The organism is Haemophilus sp. HMSC71H05 (genome assembly GCF_001838635.1).
Classification (GTDB): Bacteria; Pseudomonadota; Gammaproteobacteria; order Enterobacterales; family Pasteurellaceae; genus Haemophilus_D; species Haemophilus_D parainfluenzae_R.
The window spans coordinates 94,102-113,622 of the sequence record NZ_KV838023.1 but is presented as its reverse complement, the minus strand read 5'-3'; the positions used below and the strand labels follow the sequence as shown (position 1 = coordinate 113,622).

The window sequence follows — 19,521 nt, the reverse complement described above, 5'->3', positions numbered from 1 at the left end:
GCGAATAATACCGAAAACGATTGCTAAATTCAACTCAGGCGATTAATTATTCTTCGTAAGCTTCGTCAGTTAATGTTTTTAAGAATGCTTCTAATGCGTTAATCTCTTCATCTGTAAACGGTTTTGCTTTTAAAACATCAGGATTGATGGTTTGAGCATATTCGGCTTTCTCCCACGCTTTTCCTGTTTCAGGATTGATTTTACGATTAGGATTATTAAAACTGTCTTTAAATAACAAAACAGTTTTTAAATCACGGAAAACGCCGTTATGCATATAAGGTGCAGTGACACTGATGTTACGCAAAGTTGGCACTTTAAATTTGCCTTTTTGCTTTTTATCGCCTTTCACCATCGGATTATCCAATAGCCCATTATCCACAAAATCGGCAGCTAATTTGTTGTTCTTAATTAATTCTTGGTTACTTGGCACACCGATGTTGAAATAGCGGTAATTCGTAAAGGTTTCTTTTGCTGAATTCGCTTCACTTGATTGATGGCAGTTACTACAATTTGTGCGTGTTTTATCGAAAAATAATGCCTTACCTTCTGCCTCAAGTGCGGTCAATTCTGCTTCACCTTTTAAAGCACGATCATATTTTGAAGAGAATGGCGCAAATAATTCCTGTTTTTCGAACTCGCCAATGGCTTTTTCCATGATGGCATAAATCTTGTCGGTATCCGCCCAAATGCCTTCGCCATAAAGATCCGTAATTGGTTTGTAATAGGTCGGATCTGCTTTTAATCTCTCAACAATGGCTTTCTTATCTGGCATGCCCATTTCTACTGGATTTACTGGTGGTCCACCTGCTTGCTCGGCTAAATCTTTCGCACGACCATCCCAGAACTGTCCGCCTACATAATCTTGAATTTTTTTATCAAAATGAAAATCCGGTGAGAACATCGCATAAAGCGCAGTATTAGCATTGCGATTACCATGAAGATGAGGATTATCCCCTTCTGAAACCATTTGATTTGCAGAGTTCTTACGTTGATCCACAAAGGCTGTATCCGGGTTGTGACAAGTTGAACAGCTTTGTGTTTTATTAAAAGAAATCGATTTATCAAAAAACAACACTTCACCGAGTGCTTTATAATCCAATTCTTTTTTCGTAACTTGATCAGCCAATGCATAGCTACTCTGCATCAAAGGTGCAAACAATAAAATAGAAAGCCATTTTTTTTGCATCGTGTTCTCCAAATATTCAAATTATAGATAAAAAATAATCCAACAAAGCTTTGTTGGATTATAAAAGGAAAATAATTTTCTACAAGCCGGTGGCCATCTTAATGCGATCAGCAAACATACCGATGCTCACGCCGAAGTAATTTGATTTGTTCCAATCTAAAATCGTGCGGTAGTTATTGGAAACCAAGAATGCGCGACCAACTTCTTTATCAGGGCGAACGAGCCAAAGATCAGCTTGAGAAAGCGCAGCAAGTTTATCTTGTTCTTGTTGGCTAAAGCTCGCTAAAGTGACGCCTTTAGACTGCCAGTCGCTGAGTGAACGAGCTTTGTTCTTCTCAATACCTGAAAGCGATAAATCTAATGGTTGATTTAATGTGACTTCAACGCCCCAAGGCAATTTGTTATCCCAACCCACTGTATGGAGATAATTTGCAATTGAAGCAAACACATCAAATTGGTTTGTCCAAATATCCTTCACGCCATCATTATTACCATCTGCGGCATAATTTAAGAATGCGCTTGGCATAAATTGGGTTTGTCCCATTGCGCCCGCCCAAGAGCCTAACATTCTGTTGCGTTGAATATGATCACGTTCTAACATCTTCATCGCATTCACAAATTCTTTGCTAAATAAGGCTTCACGTCTGCCATCAAAAGCTAAGGTGGCTAAAGCTGAAAGCACATCATAGCTACCTTGATAATAGCCAAAGCTACTTTCCATACCCCATAAAGCAAGGATATATTCTTGTTGAACACCATAGCGTTGGCTTGCTTGTTGTAATGGCGCTTGGACTTCCCAATAACGCTCTTCGGCAATATCGACTTTGTTTTGGGTTAATACTTTATTCAGATAATTGGTTGTACCGTTTGGATTCGGTAACTGTGGTTGATCCGCATTACGCTGACTTCTACCCGCTTGAGCACGGTCCAAATCTACAGCCTTTTGCATATATTGAATATTATTTTGTGCATTCAATACTGACAACGATACCCCTTCAGCAGCCGCTTTGCCTTTTAAGAACTGTACATAATCATTAAAGTTATCTAAAGTTCTTGGTTTGCTATAAACAGCATTACTACTTACTGACGGAATACTTTTGGTGGATGACGTTGTCGTTGTTGTCGTATTACTTGAACAACCCGCCAATAAAAGTGCGGTCGATAATGCCGTCATTTTTAACGTTGAGATTAAATTCATTTCTTTTCCTTGTTTTATGATCAAAATATCGCATTATTTGCGTAAAAATTTGTTATAAACAGCTTTCAATAATGAGGTTGGTAATAAGCGAGAACCTGAACGCAAGGCAAAGGTGAATAGGCCTGAAAATAAGCCTTGAATACCTAAGCGATGTTTCAATTTAAATAAACGCCATTCTGCTTTCGCTTGGTTTAAACCACGACGACGCCCTACCATGCCATTACCCACGCGGGCATAAACTAAAATATCTGGCAAGTTTGCCACTTTTTGACCTTGCGCCACGAGCTTAATCCACAGGTAATAATCTTCCTGTAAATCCTCATATCCACCACAATTAATAACCGCACTTTTTTGATATGCCACCGTCATGTGATTGAACGGACAACGTTTTTGGATAAATTTAACGATATCTTGTGCTTCAGTCGGCACGTTACGATATGCCACGATGTCTTGAATATTTTCGCCAAACTCAGCAATCTGCCCACCGAAAATAATCGTATCCGGGTGCTGCTCAATAAACGCCACTTGTTTCGCAAAACGTTCTGGCACACAAATATCATCGGTATCCATACGGAAGACCCAATCGTGTGAACAATGTTTCAATCCTTCATTAAGTGCTTTACCTAAACCTAAATTTTTTGGCAATTTCACTAAGTTTAAGGGTAATTTGGTTTCAAATTCAGAAACCACCGCTTCCAATTCAGGTGTAACAGCACCATCAAACACCAACACAATCTCATCGGCTGGATGCGTTTGAGCCACTAAACTTTCAAAACATTCTCTTAAATATTGTGGGTTTTCCTTAATATATAAGGACATTAAAACTGAAAATTTCATACTTCTCTATCTAATAAGTTATCTACATAAACCGTTTCAAATTAATTGCCAATTTAGGTGAAATTAGAACCACGAAGGCAATCACTAGCTGCTTAATACTTTTCGTTAATTTAAAAATCTCAAAATAGTAAAAAGCGGCTTTACGGGATAAATTCATAATATGTGGGTAAGCCAACATATATTCTGCGTTGATGGCAAAATTCTTTTCTTGCTCTGCCGTTTTCACATAATGTTCACGGATATAATCAATCGCTTTTTGCGTATTAGTGGTATCCGTTGATACGCTAGAACGCTTGGTATGGAAGGTACAATAAGTTAATGGTTCTGCCACTTTGTACGCTTTAAACGTTGGATCTTGTACAAGCTTCAGCAAGAAATCATAATCTTCCAATGAACGAAGTGCGGTTGATAATCCGCCGATTTTTAAAAACAGATCTTTTTTCACCCCAATCATTGGCATCCCACCAATTTTATTCGCCAGTAAAATTCGCTCTACGCTAATCTCTTGTGGCTCAATGGGGTTAGTCACATAGCTAAAACCTTCATTCACCATTTCACATTTAGCTGGATGGTAAACAAAGTTAACATCAGTATGCTCAGCAATTACATCGGCTAATTTCTGACATTTATCATTTGCAAAACGATCATCGTCATCAAGAAATAACAACCATTCATTATCGGCATTTCTTGCCCCGATATTACGGCTTTCTGCCGCGCCTTGATTGGTTTCGTTACGAATAACTTTAACTGCAAATGGATACGATTGTGTCACTTCAACGGGTTCTTTCGAGCAATCATCCACAATCACCACATCAAAATTATAGGTGGTTTGCTTGGTTAAACTTTCCAATAAGGCAGGAATTTCTTCTTTCCGATTATAAGAAGGCACGATGATACTAAACATCTTTCGGCTCCTTTTGTTTAAATAAAATAAGTTGTTTACCGTGAGTGCCAAAAAGCGATAAGAACATCAGCATGACAAACATAATACCTGGGAAAGCAAAGGTGTCCGCTTTGATATTACAGAACGCTAAAATCACAAAGGCAGAAAGGATAAATTTCCAGCTACCATCAAACCAGTTTAAGGCGACTTTGCGTACAAAATAGAATGTCACGGCAAAACACACTAAAGCATAAGACACACCACCATAAAGAATTTGGCGTAAGAAACCAGAGTCTGTATGTCCATAATAACGACCAACTTCTAACTCACCTGTCATATACATACCATCGCCATAAATGAACTGCTTAAGTGTTGGCATAAAGAGATGGTTTTTCATCAATGTATCCGTTGACGAACTGACAAATCCTGCACCATGTAATAAATTAATCACGGGCTCTAAAGCATGTGCTACATAAGGATTTTCAGGTAAGAAATAGGCCAGTAATAATACCAAAACAGCAAATGCAATGAGTGATGGCACATAACGCCATTTGAAATACACTAAAATGCTCACAACCGATAACAGAAGGAATGTACGTCCTGAAATCAAGCCAATACATAGCATAAAAAACACTAAAATACTTGGAAGCGTATTATGTTTAGCGTTGTAAGCCAGTAAGAAATGCAACAGCATCAAATAGAATAAACTCAATTGGAAAAAGGCCGTTGCAGTGATGTTATATAGTCGATATTCCTGTTCTGAACCATAAAAACGTGCGGGCAACACCGCATTGGTTGAAAGCAAGAAATCAATCATAAATGATGCACCGAGTAAGCCAATCACGCCCACAACAAACTGCACCACCACACCAAATTGTAAATCACGCACCACCTTCAGTTGACCATTTACATTGGCATAGAAGGCATTATAAAGTCCCACGCCGAAGATAAATAAAATCAGCTCTTTCACATACATGGTGATGACAGAAAAATCTCGCGTACCGTTAACTAAAAGCGGAATCACACTAAATGCAATCAGCCCAATGATAACGGCTAAACTATCCACTGGCACGGTAATACCTTGTGGTTTCTGCTTTTTAAGATACTGATAAGCCAATACAGCCAATGCCGCTAAACCAGCGACGAATGACATTCGTACGACATGAAACAGCCAAGGATCGTAAAGATAAAAAAGATTAAAAAGTGCGGTCATTTTTACGTTATTTTCCTAAATTCTTTTTCACTGCTAAGATTTTTTTGAGTGGATATTTAATTAATTTCTTCACTAAATTATTAGATTTTGAACCACGAATCGCTTCCAAATTACTCACTAATTGTGGATTTTCAATGGCCATAAGTGGACGAACCACATTGTTATTAATCTGGAATTGAGTTTCAAATAATAAGAAATCATCAGCAAGCCAAAACGGTTTTTCTTGTTCGAGTTGTTTCAAAAATGCACGTGCCACTGATTTTTTGATTAAGTATGCCACCGTACCTGCAAAATAACTTTTATATGGATAAGCCACGGTGACATCACCAATAGTTTGGCGTAAAAATGAAAAAGTGGTTGGATAATTAATTTCTAATTCCACATCATCAAATTCCGCAATTTTTGACTGCCCGATTAATACAATATCCGCATCACATTTTTCGGTTAAAAGTGCGATCGTTTTTGGCGATAAATTTGAATTGAATAACGCATCATCTTCACAGACTAACGCATAGTCATTTTCCGTCACATTTTGATCTTCTACAATCTGACGATAAACCGCTAAATGACTTAATGTACAACCAATTTCGCCTTTTGTGACGTTGCGTCCATAATGCTGTTCAAACTTCGTTGGATTGAATACTTCTGCCAATTCATCCCACTCTTTTTGCATGGTATTAATCGCTGAAAATACAACGAAATCTGCTGTATCCGGTTGAGCAAAAAACAGCTCACGACGTTGAACATCTTTATCTAGTGAAATCAAATATTTATTCATAATTATCTCAAATTTGGTTTTTGCAGTATTTTGATTACAACAAACGGGAATAGTTGCAAATTATACTAAAGAAATAGTCCAATGGCATGGCTTTTAGCACAACTTTAAAAAGCCTCAAAAAAATAACCGCACTTTAAATGCTTAAAGCGCGGTCTATTTTAAATGGATTAATATGTTATTTCTTTCAATTAGAAAATTGCAGTCGCTAAACCGACTACAACACTTAAAGAAAGCACTACAGCTAACATTGCGTAACCAAAATCACTCATTTTAATTTCCCACTTGTTTAGTTAAAGATAACCCATTCTAACAATAAAGCACGTTTTTTCAAAAATTTTTTATAATTTACTTAACCTATTTGGTGACAGTCTTTATAATAGGAGAAATTCTCTAGAGGCAAAATTATGGCAACAATTAAAGATGTCGCAAAAATGGCTGGTGTTTCCACCACCACTGTTTCACACGTAATTAATAAAACCCGTTTTGTAGCAAAAGAAACCGAAGAGGCGGTGATGCAAGCCATTAAAAGCTTGAAATACTCACCAAGTGCTGTTGCTCGGAGTTTGAAAGTCAACACGACAAAATCCATAGGGATGATTGTTACCACCAGTGAATCCCCTTATTTTGCTGAAATCATTCATGCCGTTGAAGATCACTGTTATCGTCAAGGCTATTCACTTTTTTTGTGTAATACACAAAATGATCCTGAAAAAATTAAAAACCACGTCGAAATGCTTGCCAAAAAACGCGTAGATGGTTTATTGGTCATGTGTTCTGAATACACACAACATTCACTTGATGTGCTTTCTAGTTTCTCGTCTGTGCCGATGGTGGTAATGGATTGGGGTCCAAATACAGATACCGATATCATTGAAGATAACAGCTTTACGGGCGGTTACCTTGCTACTAAGCATTTAATTGATTGTGGTCATAAAGAGATCGGTCTTATTGCGGGTGAATTAGATAAAACGACGGCAAGAACCCGTTACGAGGGCTTTGTAAAAGCCATGAATGAAGCCAATCTACCAATCCATGAAAATTGGATTATGGAAGGTTTCTTCGAACCTGAGGACGGTTACGAGTGTATGAATAAAATTCTTACACAAGACAGCCTACCTACTGCCGTATTCTGTTGTAATGATGTGATGGCATTAGGTGCAATTTCTGCGATTACGGAAAAAGGCTTACGTGTGCCTGATGATATCTCGATTATCGGCTATGATAATATTCACTCATCGCGTTTCTATGCACCACCACTCACAACGATTCACCAATCGAAGTCTCGTTTAGGTGCACAAGCGGTTAATCTTTTATTTGAGCGTATTGCCAATAAAGATAACGACAATCACGAAAAACACCGCATTGCGATCCATCCTGAACTCGTCATTCGAAAATCAGTTCGCAACCTTAAATAAACATTAAACTTTTCGACCGCACTTTGAATTTTATCTAAAAAAGTGCGGTCATTTTTTTACTTATTTTAGCCTTTTTTGATTTAATGCAAGTTTTTGACGCATAGCATTTGATCCCGATACATATTTTTGGTTATATCTCCCCTAGTTTTATTTTTTTCTTTATCGGAGTTCATATGACTGATGAGTATCGCACTCTCCGCCATAATATTAATATGTTAGGGCGTTTTCTTGGAGAAACCATTAATGATGCACAAGGCGAAGACATTCTCACTTTAATTGAAAATGTTCGCCAATTGTCAAAACAATCTCGAGCTGGCGATAGCCAAGCACGTAAAACATTGTTGGATACCCTTTCCACCATTTCAAATGAAAATATTATTCCTGTTGCACGAGCATTCAGCCATTTTCTTAATTTAACGAATATCGCTGAACAATATCAAACCGTTTCTCGCCAACATAAAGATTTGCAATCTTCTAATCGTTCATTAAGCGCTTTATTTCAACGCTTAAAAGCATTAAATGTTTCAAAAGAGGAAGTTTACAAGACCGTTGAAAACTTGCTCATTGAGCTAGTATTAACCGCACACCCAACCGAAACCACACGACGTTCGTTAATCCACAAACACGTTGAGATCAATAAATGCTTAAGCAAATTAGAGCATGATGATTTAACGCCTAAAGAACGAGGCATTATTGAACGCTTGCTACTTCGTTTAATTGCTGAAGCATGGCATACCAATGAAATCCGTACCGTTCGCCCTACGCCATTCGATGAAGCAAAATGGGGCTACGCCATGATTGAAAACAGCCTATGGCAAGGGGTGCCGGAATTCTTACGTCAATTAAATGAACACGCTCGCGAATTTTTGGGGTACGATTTACCAGTAGGCTTACGTCCTGTCAGAATTTCTTCTTGGATGGGCGGTGACCGTGATGGCAATCCATTTGTTACTTCAAAAATTACGCAACAAGTACTCTATTTTGCTCGTTGGAAAGCGGCAGATTTATTCTTAAATGACATTAAATCCCTTGCCGATGAATTATCCATGGTGAAATGCACACCAGAATTTACCGCAAAATATGGTGAGCATTTAGAGCCTTATCGTTTTGTAGTCAAAGCGCTTCGTGCAAAACTTATTTCGACTCTTGATTACTTTGATGATTGCCTGGCAAATCGCCCGCCACGCGTAAGCCAAGCAGATATCATCATGGAAGATAATCAACTTTGGGAACCGCTCTATGACTGCTATCAATCGTTGATGGCATGCGGTATGCGAATTATCGCTAATGGTTCCTTACTGGATATTTTGCACCGCATTCGCTGTTTTGGGGTTACCCTTTCACAAATGGATATCCGTCAAGAAAGTACCCGCCATACCGATGCCATTGCTGAAATTACCCGTTATCTTGGCATCGGCGATTATGCACAATGGAGCGAAGCTGAGAAACAATCTTTCTTGGTGCGTGAATTGAATTCTCGTCGCCCATTAATTCCAACCCATTGGGAACCCTCTGCTGAAACCCAAGAAATTTTAGATACTTGCAAAGTCATTGCTCAACAAAAACAAGGCGTGATTGCTTGCTATATTATTTCAATGGCGAGGAGTGCCTCTGATGTACTTGCTGTGCATTTATTATTAAAAGAAGCAGGCGTGCCTTATCATATCCCTGTCGTGCCACTCTTTGAAACCTTAGATGACTTAGATGCTTCTGAAAGGGTCATGCGTCAATTGTTTAATATTGGTTGGTATCGTGGCGTGATTAACAATCATCAAATGGTGATGATTGGTTATTCTGACTCAGCTAAAGATGCGGGAATGATGGCAGCTTCATGGGCACAATATCGTGCTCAAGAAGCATTAGTCAACTTAACCGAAGAACTAGGTATTGAGCTCACTTTATTCCATGGTCGTGGTGGTACAATCGGTCGAGGTGGTGCACCTGCACATGCGGCATTACTTTCTCAGCCACCGCGCTCACTTAAAAATGGTTTACGTGTGACTGAACAAGGGGAAATGATCCGCTTTAAACTTGGTTTACCCGAAGTGGCGGTTGAAACCTTTGATCTTTACGCGAGTGCGATTTTAGAAGCAAACTTACTCCCACCGCCTGAACCTAAAGCTGAATGGCGTACCGTCATGGATGAGCTTTCCGCTACTTCATGTGACATTTACCGTAGTGTTGTTCGTGGGGATAAAGACTTCGTGCCTTATTTCCGCAGTGCTACACCGGAACAAGAACTGTCTAAACTACCACTTGGCTCTCGCCCTGCAAAACGTAATCCAAATGGTGGCGTGGAAAGCTTACGCGCCATTCCATGGATTTTTGCTTGGATGCAAAACCGCTTAATGCTACCAGCATGGCTTGGTGCGGGGGCGGCAATTCAAAAAATTGTAGATGAAGGCAAAGGTCATATTATTGAAGAAATGTGTAAAGCTTGGCCATTCTTCTCTACTCGCGTGGGCATGTTAGAAATGGTGTTCAGTAAAACCGATACTTGGCTTTCTGAGCAATATGATCATAACTTGGTGAAAAAAGAGCTTTGGTACTTAGGTGAAAATCTGCGTAATCAACTCAATGCAGATATTAAAACTGTGCTTTCGCTTTCTCACAAAGATGAATTAATGGCGGACTTACCGTGGATCGCGGATTCTATTGCATTACGTAATGTTTATACGGATCCGCTCAATCTACTTCAAGTGGAACTACTCCGTCGTTTCCGTGAATCGCCTGAAAACCCAAGCCCTGATGTAGAACAAGCCCTGATGATTACCATCACAGGTATTGCCGCAGGTATGCGAAATACGGGCTAGTTACGGCAACTAAAAATAAGTGCGGTCAAAAACAACGATGAATTTTACCGCACTTTTTATTTATTCATTACATCTCGACAGATTTGGGAAAATTCAGACATTAATGCAAAAAGTTGAGAAGATTTCTGCTTTCCAAATATATTAAATGCGTTCTCAAACATTTCTGTCGTCGCGCTATAAACCGGTTCTGCTTGCAATTTACCTGCATTTGTTAATTGCATAATCCTTTCACGTTTATCTGTTGAACTCGGATAAAATTCAATCCAGCCTTTTTCTCGAAATTCTTTGCAAATATTAAACACGGTTTGTTTTGGCATATACCATTCATCACAAATTTGCTTTTGCGTGCATTGCCCATTTTCAGCACTAGCTAAACAATAAAGCACAGCAAAATGGTTGTAATTAAGTGAAAATTTCTGCTCAATCCATGTTTCCAGCACCTCATCAATTTCTGAAATGTGCTTACCAAGCAACTCAAAATTGTTCATTTCTATCCCTCCACTTTCTCTGTTTGTCTTATTCTATCATTTCAAGCATAAAAATATAGTCTTAAAATTTACTTTATTTTAGTAAATTTTAAGACTATAATTCATGTAATTTAGTAAATTATTGGACTATATTTTTATGACTAAAATGACTTCAAATGCGATAGAAAATATTAAATCAATCGCCAAAAACAACAAAAAACGTCTTTTCTTTACTTTCAGCTTGGTCACATTAGAGAACATTCTCTTTATTACTTATCCCGTTTTTGGGGGCTTTGCTGTTAATGCAATAATGAATGGTGATGTGTTGCTTTCACTTAGCTATTCCCTTTTAGTGCTTATCATTTGGGGAATTGGTGCAGCTCGCCGTGCTCTAGATACTCGTAGCTTTGCTCGTATTTACGCAAAGCTTGCTGTGCCGGTTATCATTAATCAACGAGAAAAAGGATTAAACATCTCAGCAATTACTGCTCGTGTAGCATTATCACGTCAATTTGTGGACTTTTTTGAACAACATCTACCAACATTAATTATGTCGAGTTTTTCCATCGTTGGTGCGGCTATAATGTTATTGTGGCTAGAATTTTGGTCAGGCATAACGGCTTGTCTAATATTGGTATTTTTTGGTCTTTTATTACCTAAATACTCAAAAACAAATGATTTGCTTTATTTAAAGCTTAACGATCGGTTAGAAAAAGAAGTCAACGTAATTGAACAAAAAAGCAATTATTACTTAAATAAACATTATGACTGGCTCGCCTATTTACGTATCCGTTTATCTAATCGTGAAGCAACAGGTTATTTATGGATTGGCATTGCATCAGCTATTTTATTTGGTGTCACTGTAGTTAATTTAGCCACAACTAAAGGTGTGCAAGCTGGGCATATTTATGCAGTAATTACTTATCTTTGGACATTTGCGATTAGTCTTGATGATGCACCTCGATTACTCGAGCAATTTTCTAATTTGAAAGATATAGGAAAACGAGTTGAGGTTTAACTACTATAAGCAAAATATAGATGAATTTGACCGCACTTTTTGTTTTCTGTTTCTTGCGGTATCATACGCACAATTGACTTGATGAAGGAAAACCCAATGACAACTGATATTCAAAAACTCGATCCAGATGCAGCGATTGATCTTGCTTATGATATTTTCTTAGAGATGGCAGGCGAAAATCTCGATCCAGCAGATATTATGCTATTCAATCTGCAATTTGAAGATCGTGGTGCGGTCGAGTTTGTCGAAACAGCAGACGATTGGGAACAAGAAATTGGGGTATTAATCGATCCTGACGCTTTTGCTGAAGTCTGGGTAGGGTTAGTGAATGAGAAAGATGAAATGGATGATGTGTTTGCGAAATTCTTAATTTCACACCGAGAAGAAGATCGTGAATTCCACGTTATTTGGAAAAAATAGCACTCTTCTCACACATATCAATTTACAAACTAAAACCGGTTTAATTTAACATTAAACCGGTTTTTGCTTAACAAATGCGTGGTAAAGGTTCGTTGCGTGGTAAGTCTAATAAACGACTTTGACCGAAAAGACCAACTGCACGTACTTTGCCATCAGTGGTCACCTCACCAATTACGGCTGCGTTTTCACCTAATGGATGGCTACGAAGTGCAGTCAGAATTTCAGCTGTTTTTTCTTTATCCGCCACAATCACTAATTTACCTTCATTAGCAAAATTTAACGCATCTAAACCGAGTAATTCGCAAATACCACGTACTTCCTGACGAATTGGTAATACCGTTTCATCAATTTGAATCCCCACTTTCTGTGCCTGTGCAAATTCGTGAAGTACCGCATTCACACCACCACGGGTCGCATCGCGTACAGCTTTCACCCCATCAATCGAACGAATGCAATCAATGAGCGGTGCAAGCACGGCGCAATCACTGCGTAAGTCAGTTTGAATACCAAGATTTTCGCGTAAATTCAAAATGGTTGCACCATGATCACCTAAAGTACCACTCACAATAATCTGATCACCTGGCTGAATGCGATGCACACCCCAGTCGAGTCCGTTTGGAATCACACCAATACCTGCTGTATTGATAAATACTTTATCTATCGCGCCTTTTTGTACTACTTTGGTATCACCTGTTACCACTTGAATACCGGCTGACTGACAGGCTTTTGCCATAGATTGGATCAATTTTTTTAAGGTTTCCAGCGGCAAGCCTTCTTCTAAAATAAATCCACAAGACAAATATTTTGGTACGGCACCGCATACGGCAACATCGTTAGCTGTGCCACATACAGCGAGTTTACCAATGTCGCCACCTGGAAAAAAAATTGGATCAATCACAAAACTATCGGTAGAAAACGACAATGTTCCACCTAAAGCATTTAATTCTTGTAAAGCAATACGAGCCTGATCTTCGCCTTGTGAAAGTATCGGGTTATCAAATGCCTCGACAAAATAATCGCGGATCAACTCTTGCATTGTGGCACCACCATTTCCGTGTGCCATTGTAATAAAATCAGTCATTGTTTTATTCCCGTCTATATTGATAATAGGCCGCACATGCTCCTTCGGAAGATACCATCAATGCACCATAGGCATTGTCAGGATTACATTTTTTAGCAAATAATGGGCAATCAGCAGGCTTACATTTGCCGATTAATACATCTCCACAACGAGAATCCGGATCATCGGCAACTTGATGTGGCTGGCAAGCAAAATGCGCTTCTGCATCAAAGCATTGATAATCATCGGTCAGTTCTACGCCAGATTCTGCAATTTCGCCTAATCCACGCCATTCACTGCTGGCTTTCAAGCGGAACACTTCACTGATTGCCTGTTGTGCTAACTCATTGCCATGTTGGTGTACGATACGTTTATACTGATTTTCCACTTCACAGCGTTTTTCAACAATCTGTGTCACCAACATTAAAATTGCTTGTAGGATATCTAAAGGCTCAAAACCAGTGATTACAAAAGGCTTATGGTAGGTATCACACAATTCCTGATAAGGTTCAGAACCAATCACCATGCTTACATGACCTGGTGCAAGAAAGCCGTCAATTTTGACTTGTCCTTGTGACAATAAGCTGTGTAATGTTGGGATGATAGTGATATTTTGACATACCACAAAAAAGTTTTTTACCTGCTGTTTTTTCGCTTGTTGCAAGGTAATTGCGGCACTTGGCATGGTTGTTTCAAAACCAAGTGAAAAGAATACGACTTTTTTATCAGGATTATTTGATGCAATATTCAATGCATCGAGCGGTGAATAAACGATTCGAACATCCGCCCCTTGCGCTTTAGCTTCTAATAATGAACCTAAACGTCCACGCACTCGCATAGCATCACCGAAAGTGCAGAAAATTACTTCTGGGCGACGAGCAATCTCAATACATACATCAATTCGCCCCATCGGTAATACACACACCGGGCAGCCTGGACCGTGAATAAATTCAATACTTTTTGGTAATAAGCGATCCAGCCCAAATTTAAAAATGGTATGAGTATGTCCGCCACAGACCTCCATCAGATATAACGGATTTTCTGGCGTAAAGTGCGATTGGTTTTCCATTATTTTTTGTAACCGCTGCAACAGACTTTTAGCCAGTTCAGGATCACGAAATTCATCAACAAACTGCATTTGATGCTCCTATCTTTCTTGCGCTTTTAACCAGTCTAGCCATTGCTGTAACCCTTCTCCACTTTGAGAAGACAACTGGATAACCTCAATTGTTGGATTCACTTGTTTTGCATAAGCAATACATTTTTCCACATCGAAATTTAAGTACGGCAGTAAATCCACTTTGTTTAAAATCATTAACTTCGAAGCCGCAAACATATGTGGATATTTGAGTGGTTTATCTTCGCCTTCTGTTACAGATAAAATCACTACTTTGGCGTGCTCGCCTAAATCAAACTCTGATGGGCAGACTAGGTTTCCGACATTTTCAATAAACATCAGACTATTTTCCTGTGGCTGCAATTTCACCAATGCATTGCCGATCATTTGTGCATCTAAGTGACAACCTTTCCCTGTATTAACTTGAATCGCCGGCACACCCGTTTGACGAATACGATCCGCATCGTTCTCTGTTTGCTGATCGCCCTCGATCACATAACAAGGATAGTCATTTTTTAATGCGTTTAGTGTGGTCGTCAATAAGGTTGTTTTGCCTGAACCTGGACTTGAAACGAGGTTAAGTGCCAAAATGTGTTGATTAGCAAAAAAGCGACGATTCATATCGGCTAATTGATTGTTTGCGCCAAGAATATCTTGTTCTACTTTCAGTAATCGTTGCTGAGTTTCATCTTGTTGTGGAGAGTCTGGCATGCGGAAGGCGGAGTGAGAAAAATTAGGTAGTTTTGTTGCATGTTGCGCATTGGAATCATTATGAACATGCGGTAATTCTCCGATTCTGACTTGGTCTGGATGGCCACAGCCACAGGTTGTACACATAAGTCACCTCAATAATGTTTCGTTTATTCTGTAAATACTTAGAATCCATGGTAATTCACATGCGTTAGAATACCATATTCTCTATCTTAAATATATTCTTTGAAGAGAGATAAATACATACTATCAAGTAGTTAGCGTATTTTATATTCAAAAGATAAGGTTAAATTTGCCAATTTAGATGTCTTGCTATTTTACGGCAATTTCTTTCACTCTAAATTCAGTACCACTTCGACGTTGTAAACATGCACTGTGACAATGTGGACAGCAATCTTGATAGGCTTCAATCTCAACTTCCTTTTGACATTGCCAGCACCATGCAATCGCAGGTAAATGAATAAAATGTAACTGACAGTTTTCAGCAACGGTATCTTTGCGCATAATTTCAAAGCAAAATTCTACCGCACTTTGCTCGACACAAGACAGTGCCCCAATTTCTAGCCAAATATCTGTCACTTCATGAATCTTATGCTTTTTCTGTTGTTGATCAATAATTTCCATAATATTCTGACAGAGAGACATCTCATGCATGATTTTCTCCTTAAAATAAAAAAGCAGTCTGTTCCAATTTTACTCTTTTTTGATGTTTATTTTCAGCGTTTCTGTGTTTCGTTGTTCGATATTTAAACGTTATTTGAAAAATTTTTACTGGTACTCGTACAAGAAATCATTTTAGCGGCACAAAATTAATGCCGCTATGTTGCAATAAAGTATTCATTAAATCATTGTTTTGTTCAAATTGGCTACATTTGCCTTTGAGCTGAATTAAGCGAATTCTCAAGTGAGCCAATTCATGGATCCGTTTTGATACTTCTCGAATATGTCGATCTAGCAGCTCATTAATTTCCCTTTCCTGCTCTTGAGTAGCACATTGAGGATTGAGCAACATTTTGATTTCTTTTAGTGAAATATCCAAACTGCGGCAATAGCAAATAAAAGAAAGTTGTTTTAAATGCTCTTCCGTATAAACACGAAAATTACCACTCGTCCGCTTGGCGGATTCGATCAATCCTTGTTTTTCATAGAAACGTACAGCTTCCACTGTACAGCCAACAATGTTGGCTAGCTGACCAATTTTCATTTTTTTAAAATTACACTTGACTCTGAAGTTACTTCATATTTTATACTTTATCACAGTGTTCACATGTTAGAAAAGGAGAACTTCCATGAAAAAAACAGCATTACTTATCACTGCACTATTCGGTGCTTCACTCGCTAATGCACATAATGTTTGGTTGGAGCCCGTTAAGGATGTAAAAGGGCAATATGTGGTTAAATTTGGTCATGAGGAAACCGAAACCTATCCTCAAAGCAAATTAAAAGCGGTACGCCTACTTGATGCTAAAGGCCAATTGCAAAATGCCACAGTAAATTTTAAAGAAGGCGAAGCACACTTTGCTGCACCTGATGCAGCCATCGCATTTATTCGCTTTGATAATGGCGTTTGGTCAAAATTGCCAAGTGGTAAATATGTCGAAAAAACCAAACAGCAAGCACCTGAAGCTGTACTCAGTGTTAATCCAATCAAATTCGGCAAAGCGATTTTACACTGGGATACGCAAGCAAATAAATCACACAACATGGATTATGAATTAATCCCACAAAGTGAACCGAAAGCGGGACAACCACTCGATATTCTCGTGTTAGTCAAAGGTAAACCTGTGCAAGGCATCAAAGTGGGTTTAGGCGAAGATCATCCATTCAACTTAACCAATGAAAAAGGTATTGCACAATTCACCCCTAAAGCTGGTTATAACAAAGTCTGGGCAGAATTTGACGAGCCGGTTAAAGGCAATCCTGACTATAACAAACGTAGTGTTGAATATATGCTCACTTTTGACGCGAAATAATGAAAAGAGTTGTATTTTTAACCGCACTTTTCACCTGGCTGTGCGCGCCATCAGCATTGGCTCATAGTTTGCATGTTTTTGCACAATATGATGGACGCACAGTCTCTGGTAAAGCCTATTATTCCGATATGACTCCAGCGGCAGAAACCTATATGGAGATTTTGCAAGCTGGCCAGGACTCCCCTCTATTGGAAGGCAAAACAGATCGAGATGGGCAATTTGCCTATCCGATCAATACCACTGCCGAAGGCGCCATTAAAGTAGTGATAGAAGGTGAAGAAGGACATCGAGCTTCAATTGTTGCCAACAGAGTATCTGCGCAAGCCACTAATAACAATGACAATGCATTGATGTTGGTCCGCGAAGATATTTCTAAATTAAAAGACAAAATTTACCTACACGATATTATTGGTGGTATCGGTTATATTGTTGGCATTTTCGGCTTATGGGCATTGATTAGAGCCTCAAAGATGACACGTGCGTCGCAATCTAAGGAAAGATAATATGCATTTATCGGAAGGTGTGTTGCATACACCCGTATTGCTTGGTGGTGCAGCTGTTGCATTAGTCTGCGTAATGATTGGTCTTAAACGTCTTAATTCGCAACAATTGCCGCTAACGGCATTGTTTGCCGCTGCTTTTTTTGTTGCAGGTACCATTCATGTACCAGTTGGCATTGGCAGCGTGCATCTCATCTTAAACGGCATGGCCGGCCTGTTTCTCGGCTGGGCAGTTTTTCCTGCTTTTTTAATCGCATTGGTATTACAAGCCCTGCTCTTTTCCTTCGGGGGATTTGCTGTATTAGGTGTCAATTTATGCGTAATGGCATTACCTGCCCTTCTTGTACATTGGCTATTTGCAAAAAGACTTGAAAATGACAATTCCCGTCGAACTCAAATTACTGCAGGTATTGGTGCTGGCGTGATCGGCGTTGGCGGCTCAGCCTTGCTCGCCTCTTTAGTCTTGGCTCTAGATGGTGGTAAAGCTTACAGCGATCTGATCATGCTGCTGGTAATATCACATATTCCCGTATTTATTATCGACAGTATCGTCAGCGTCGGGGTGGTCTTATTGTTAAACAAAATGTATCCAACAGCGCTCAGTGTGGTGAAATGAATTTTCTTGCTATTTTTCAACCGCACTTGCGATTAATTTATGTGTTTTTGTGTGGACTTATCGTCAGCACAATGACACATATTTCAACGCTTATTATCCTTAATCTGATCGTATTCAGCGGATTACTTATTACGCTAATTCGCTATCAAAAATCCCTTGCCGGTTATTTCAAATATTGGCTGAAACTAAATCTCTTTACTCTACTCGTTTGGTTAACCTTAAGCTGGAAAATCACCGAACAAGGCTTAACATTAAATCCAATGGGCATTCAGCTCGCGCTACTCATCACGCTACGTTTCAATTTAATTTTAAGCTTAACTCGCCTCTTGTTAATTGATATGAACGAGAGCCTTTTATTGCAAGCATTGTGTCGTTTGCCATTGCCTGAAAAACTACTTCACCTCTTTGTTCTCACTGTGCGCTATATTTCAGTGTTCAGTGAAGTACATAAAAAAATGGATATGGCAATGCGCGCGCGTGGATACCAGCCAAAACTTAACGGCAGAACCTTATTTATCGCCGCGCAACGTGTGGCATTATTATTAATTCATGCACTCGTTAAAGCAGAAAAAACAGAAATGGCGCTAAAAGCACGTGGCTTTCAGCTGCATGATATGAAAAAAACACAGGATAAATCTTGATGAACGTCCTCGAAGTCAAACAATTACAGATCATGCGTGACCAACGTGTGATTATTGATAACCTTTCTTTTGAACTCCCTGAAGGTCATCGCCTTTTTTTACAAGGTGATATTGGTTGTGGGAAATCAACCCTATTACACTGTCTATTAGGCTTTATCCCATACCAACAAGGAGAGATTAGCTGGTTCGATAACACCTGCCGCCAAGAAAAAGATTTTGTACCACTACGTGGAAAAGTCGGCATCTGTTTCCAACACGCGGGCGATCAACTTTTTGGTCCAACCGTACTTGATGATGTGGCGTTTGGTCCTCTTAATCAGGGCTTGAACAGAAATGAAGCCTATCAAATTGCATTACAGCAACTAGAACGTCTGAATATTGTTAGGTTAAAAGATCGCTCAGTAAATACCTTATCTGGCGGTGAACAGAATTTTACTGCACTAGCCGGTGTTCTGGCGATGCAGCCAAAAGTATTGCTGTTAGATGAACCAACCAATGGGTTGGATGTAAAAAATATTGCAAAACTGACCGCACTTTTACGTGAACTACAGTTACCAATGCTTATTGCCTCACATGATTTACGCTTTAGTGAAACACTTGCGGATTCCTGTTTATCTTTAGCTACGGATAACGATGGCTAAATGCGTTCATCATGCGTAAGAAATAATTGAATAA

General features: G+C 39.1%; 21 protein-coding genes. 9 read left to right on the top strand and 12 right to left on the bottom strand.

Annotation, left to right across the window (positions count from 1 at the left end; all coding sequences use genetic code 11):
* Nucleotides 1-46: 46 nt before the first annotated feature.
* The 6 genes from HMPREF3279_RS01190 to HMPREF3279_RS01165 form a co-directional block, all read right to left on the bottom strand.
* Nucleotides 47-1,186 (bottom strand): cytochrome-c peroxidase, encoded by a 1,140-nt coding sequence (locus HMPREF3279_RS01190; RefSeq protein ID WP_070867809.1) that lies wholly within the window; start codon nt 1,184-1,186, stop codon nt 47-49.
* Between the two features lie 79 nt (nt 1,187-1,265).
* Nucleotides 1,266-2,384: a lytic murein transglycosylase gene (locus HMPREF3279_RS01185; RefSeq protein ID WP_070867808.1), complete on the bottom strand. Its 1,119-nt coding sequence runs from the start codon at nt 2,382-2,384 to the stop codon at nt 1,266-1,268.
* Between the two features lie 33 nt (nt 2,385-2,417).
* A complete protein-coding gene (locus HMPREF3279_RS01180; RefSeq protein WP_070867807.1) occupies nt 2,418-3,221 on the bottom strand; it encodes a glycosyltransferase family 2 protein in 804 nt (267 codons plus the stop codon).
* A gap of 22 nt (nt 3,222-3,243) precedes the next feature.
* A complete protein-coding gene (locus HMPREF3279_RS01175; protein WP_049385159.1) occupies nt 3,244-4,125 on the bottom strand; it encodes a glycosyltransferase family 2 protein in 882 nt (293 codons plus the stop codon).
* The gene (locus HMPREF3279_RS01170) at nt 4,118-5,317 is read right to left on the bottom strand and encodes a hypothetical protein (RefSeq protein ID WP_049373291.1); all 1,200 of its coding nucleotides are present in this window, start codon (nt 5,315-5,317) and stop codon (nt 4,118-4,120) included. The genes HMPREF3279_RS01175 and HMPREF3279_RS01170 overlap by 8 nt, the downstream gene beginning before the upstream one ends.
* A 7-nt stretch (nt 5,318-5,324) precedes the next feature.
* Nucleotides 5,325-6,095, bottom strand: a complete 771-nt coding sequence (locus tag HMPREF3279_RS01165) for a glycosyltransferase family 25 protein (protein WP_070867806.1) — start codon at nt 6,093-6,095, stop codon at nt 5,325-5,327.
* A gap of 404 nt (nt 6,096-6,499) precedes the next feature.
* Here HMPREF3279_RS01165 and purR point away from each other — a divergent pair, with 404 nt between their 5' ends.
* Both purR and ppc read left to right on the top strand, forming a co-directional pair.
* Nucleotides 6,500-7,510, top strand: coding sequence for an HTH-type transcriptional repressor PurR (gene purR / locus HMPREF3279_RS01160; RefSeq protein WP_070867805.1), 1,011 nt, complete (start codon nt 6,500-6,502; stop codon nt 7,508-7,510).
* A gap of 173 nt (nt 7,511-7,683) precedes the next feature.
* Nucleotides 7,684-10,323 carry a phosphoenolpyruvate carboxylase gene (gene ppc, locus HMPREF3279_RS01155; RefSeq protein WP_070867804.1) on the top strand — a complete coding sequence of 880 codons (2,640 nt, stop codon included), beginning with the start codon at nt 7,684-7,686 and terminating at the stop codon, nt 10,321-10,323.
* A 56-nt stretch (nt 10,324-10,379) separates the two neighbouring features.
* On the opposite strand, the gene HMPREF3279_RS01150 is transcribed toward ppc, so the two are convergent.
* Nucleotides 10,380-10,811, bottom strand: coding sequence for a MarR family winged helix-turn-helix transcriptional regulator (locus tag HMPREF3279_RS01150; RefSeq protein WP_070867803.1), 432 nt, complete (start codon nt 10,809-10,811; stop codon nt 10,380-10,382).
* 136 nt (nt 10,812-10,947) lie between these two features.
* Here HMPREF3279_RS01150 and HMPREF3279_RS01145 point away from each other — a divergent pair, with 136 nt between their 5' ends.
* Nucleotides 10,948-11,808, top strand: coding sequence for an ABC transporter six-transmembrane domain-containing protein (locus tag HMPREF3279_RS01145; RefSeq protein WP_070867802.1), 861 nt, complete (start codon nt 10,948-10,950; stop codon nt 11,806-11,808).
* A gap of 96 nt (nt 11,809-11,904) precedes the next feature.
* Complete coding sequence (locus HMPREF3279_RS01140) at nt 11,905-12,228, top strand: HI1450 family dsDNA-mimic protein (protein ID WP_049357433.1); 324 nt, start codon at nt 11,905-11,907, stop codon at nt 12,226-12,228.
* 67 nt (nt 12,229-12,295) lie between these two features.
* Here the strand turns inward: HMPREF3279_RS01140 and hypE are convergent, their stop codons facing one another.
* The 5 genes from hypE to HMPREF3279_RS01115 form a co-directional block, all read right to left on the bottom strand.
* The gene (hypE, locus tag HMPREF3279_RS01135; protein ID WP_070867801.1) at nt 12,296-13,309 is read right to left on the bottom strand and encodes a hydrogenase expression/formation protein HypE; all 1,014 of its coding nucleotides are present in this window, start codon (nt 13,307-13,309) and stop codon (nt 12,296-12,298) included.
* Nucleotides 13,310-13,313: 4 nt separating this feature from the next.
* Nucleotides 13,314-14,426 (bottom strand): hydrogenase formation protein HypD, encoded by a 1,113-nt coding sequence (gene hypD / locus HMPREF3279_RS01130; protein WP_070867800.1) that lies wholly within the window; start codon nt 14,424-14,426, stop codon nt 13,314-13,316.
* Nucleotides 14,427-14,435: 9 nt separating this feature from the next.
* Entirely contained in the window at nt 14,436-15,242 is an 807-nt protein-coding gene (gene hypB, locus HMPREF3279_RS01125; protein WP_049367968.1) for a hydrogenase nickel incorporation protein HypB, read from the bottom strand.
* Nucleotides 15,243-15,428: 186 nt separating this feature from the next.
* On the bottom strand, nt 15,429-15,770 hold the full coding sequence (hypA, locus tag HMPREF3279_RS01120; protein ID WP_070867799.1) for a hydrogenase maturation nickel metallochaperone HypA: 342 nt from the start codon (nt 15,768-15,770) through the stop codon (nt 15,429-15,431).
* 136 nt (nt 15,771-15,906) lie between these two features.
* Nucleotides 15,907-16,320, bottom strand: coding sequence for a MerR family transcriptional regulator (locus tag HMPREF3279_RS01115; RefSeq protein ID WP_070867798.1), 414 nt, complete (start codon nt 16,318-16,320; stop codon nt 15,907-15,909).
* Nucleotides 16,321-16,405: 85 nt separating this feature from the next.
* Here HMPREF3279_RS01115 and HMPREF3279_RS01110 point away from each other — a divergent pair, with 85 nt between their 5' ends.
* From HMPREF3279_RS01110 to HMPREF3279_RS01090, 5 genes are read left to right on the top strand one after another with little or no spacing between them, the layout of a single operon-like run.
* Nucleotides 16,406-17,089, top strand: a complete 684-nt coding sequence (locus tag HMPREF3279_RS01110) for a DUF4198 domain-containing protein (protein WP_070867797.1) — start codon at nt 16,406-16,408, stop codon at nt 17,087-17,089.
* Nucleotides 17,089-17,592 carry a hypothetical protein gene (locus tag HMPREF3279_RS01105; RefSeq protein ID WP_070867796.1) on the top strand — a complete coding sequence of 168 codons (504 nt, stop codon included), beginning with the start codon at nt 17,089-17,091 and terminating at the stop codon, nt 17,590-17,592. Before HMPREF3279_RS01110 ends, HMPREF3279_RS01105 begins: the two co-directional genes overlap by 1 nt.
* A gap of 1 nt (nt 17,593) precedes the next feature.
* A complete protein-coding gene (cbiM, locus tag HMPREF3279_RS01100) occupies nt 17,594-18,205 on the top strand; it encodes a cobalt transporter CbiM (RefSeq protein ID WP_049385149.1) in 612 nt (203 codons plus the stop codon).
* Nucleotides 18,202-18,846: an energy-coupling factor transporter transmembrane component T family protein gene (locus HMPREF3279_RS01095; RefSeq protein ID WP_070867795.1), complete on the top strand. Its 645-nt coding sequence runs from the start codon at nt 18,202-18,204 to the stop codon at nt 18,844-18,846. The genes cbiM and HMPREF3279_RS01095 overlap by 4 nt, the downstream gene beginning before the upstream one ends.
* Nucleotides 18,846-19,487 carry an energy-coupling factor ABC transporter ATP-binding protein gene (locus tag HMPREF3279_RS01090; protein WP_070867794.1) on the top strand — a complete coding sequence of 214 codons (642 nt, stop codon included), beginning with the start codon at nt 18,846-18,848 and terminating at the stop codon, nt 19,485-19,487. The genes HMPREF3279_RS01095 and HMPREF3279_RS01090 overlap by 1 nt, the downstream gene beginning before the upstream one ends.
* Nucleotides 19,488-19,521: the final 34 nt, after the last annotated feature.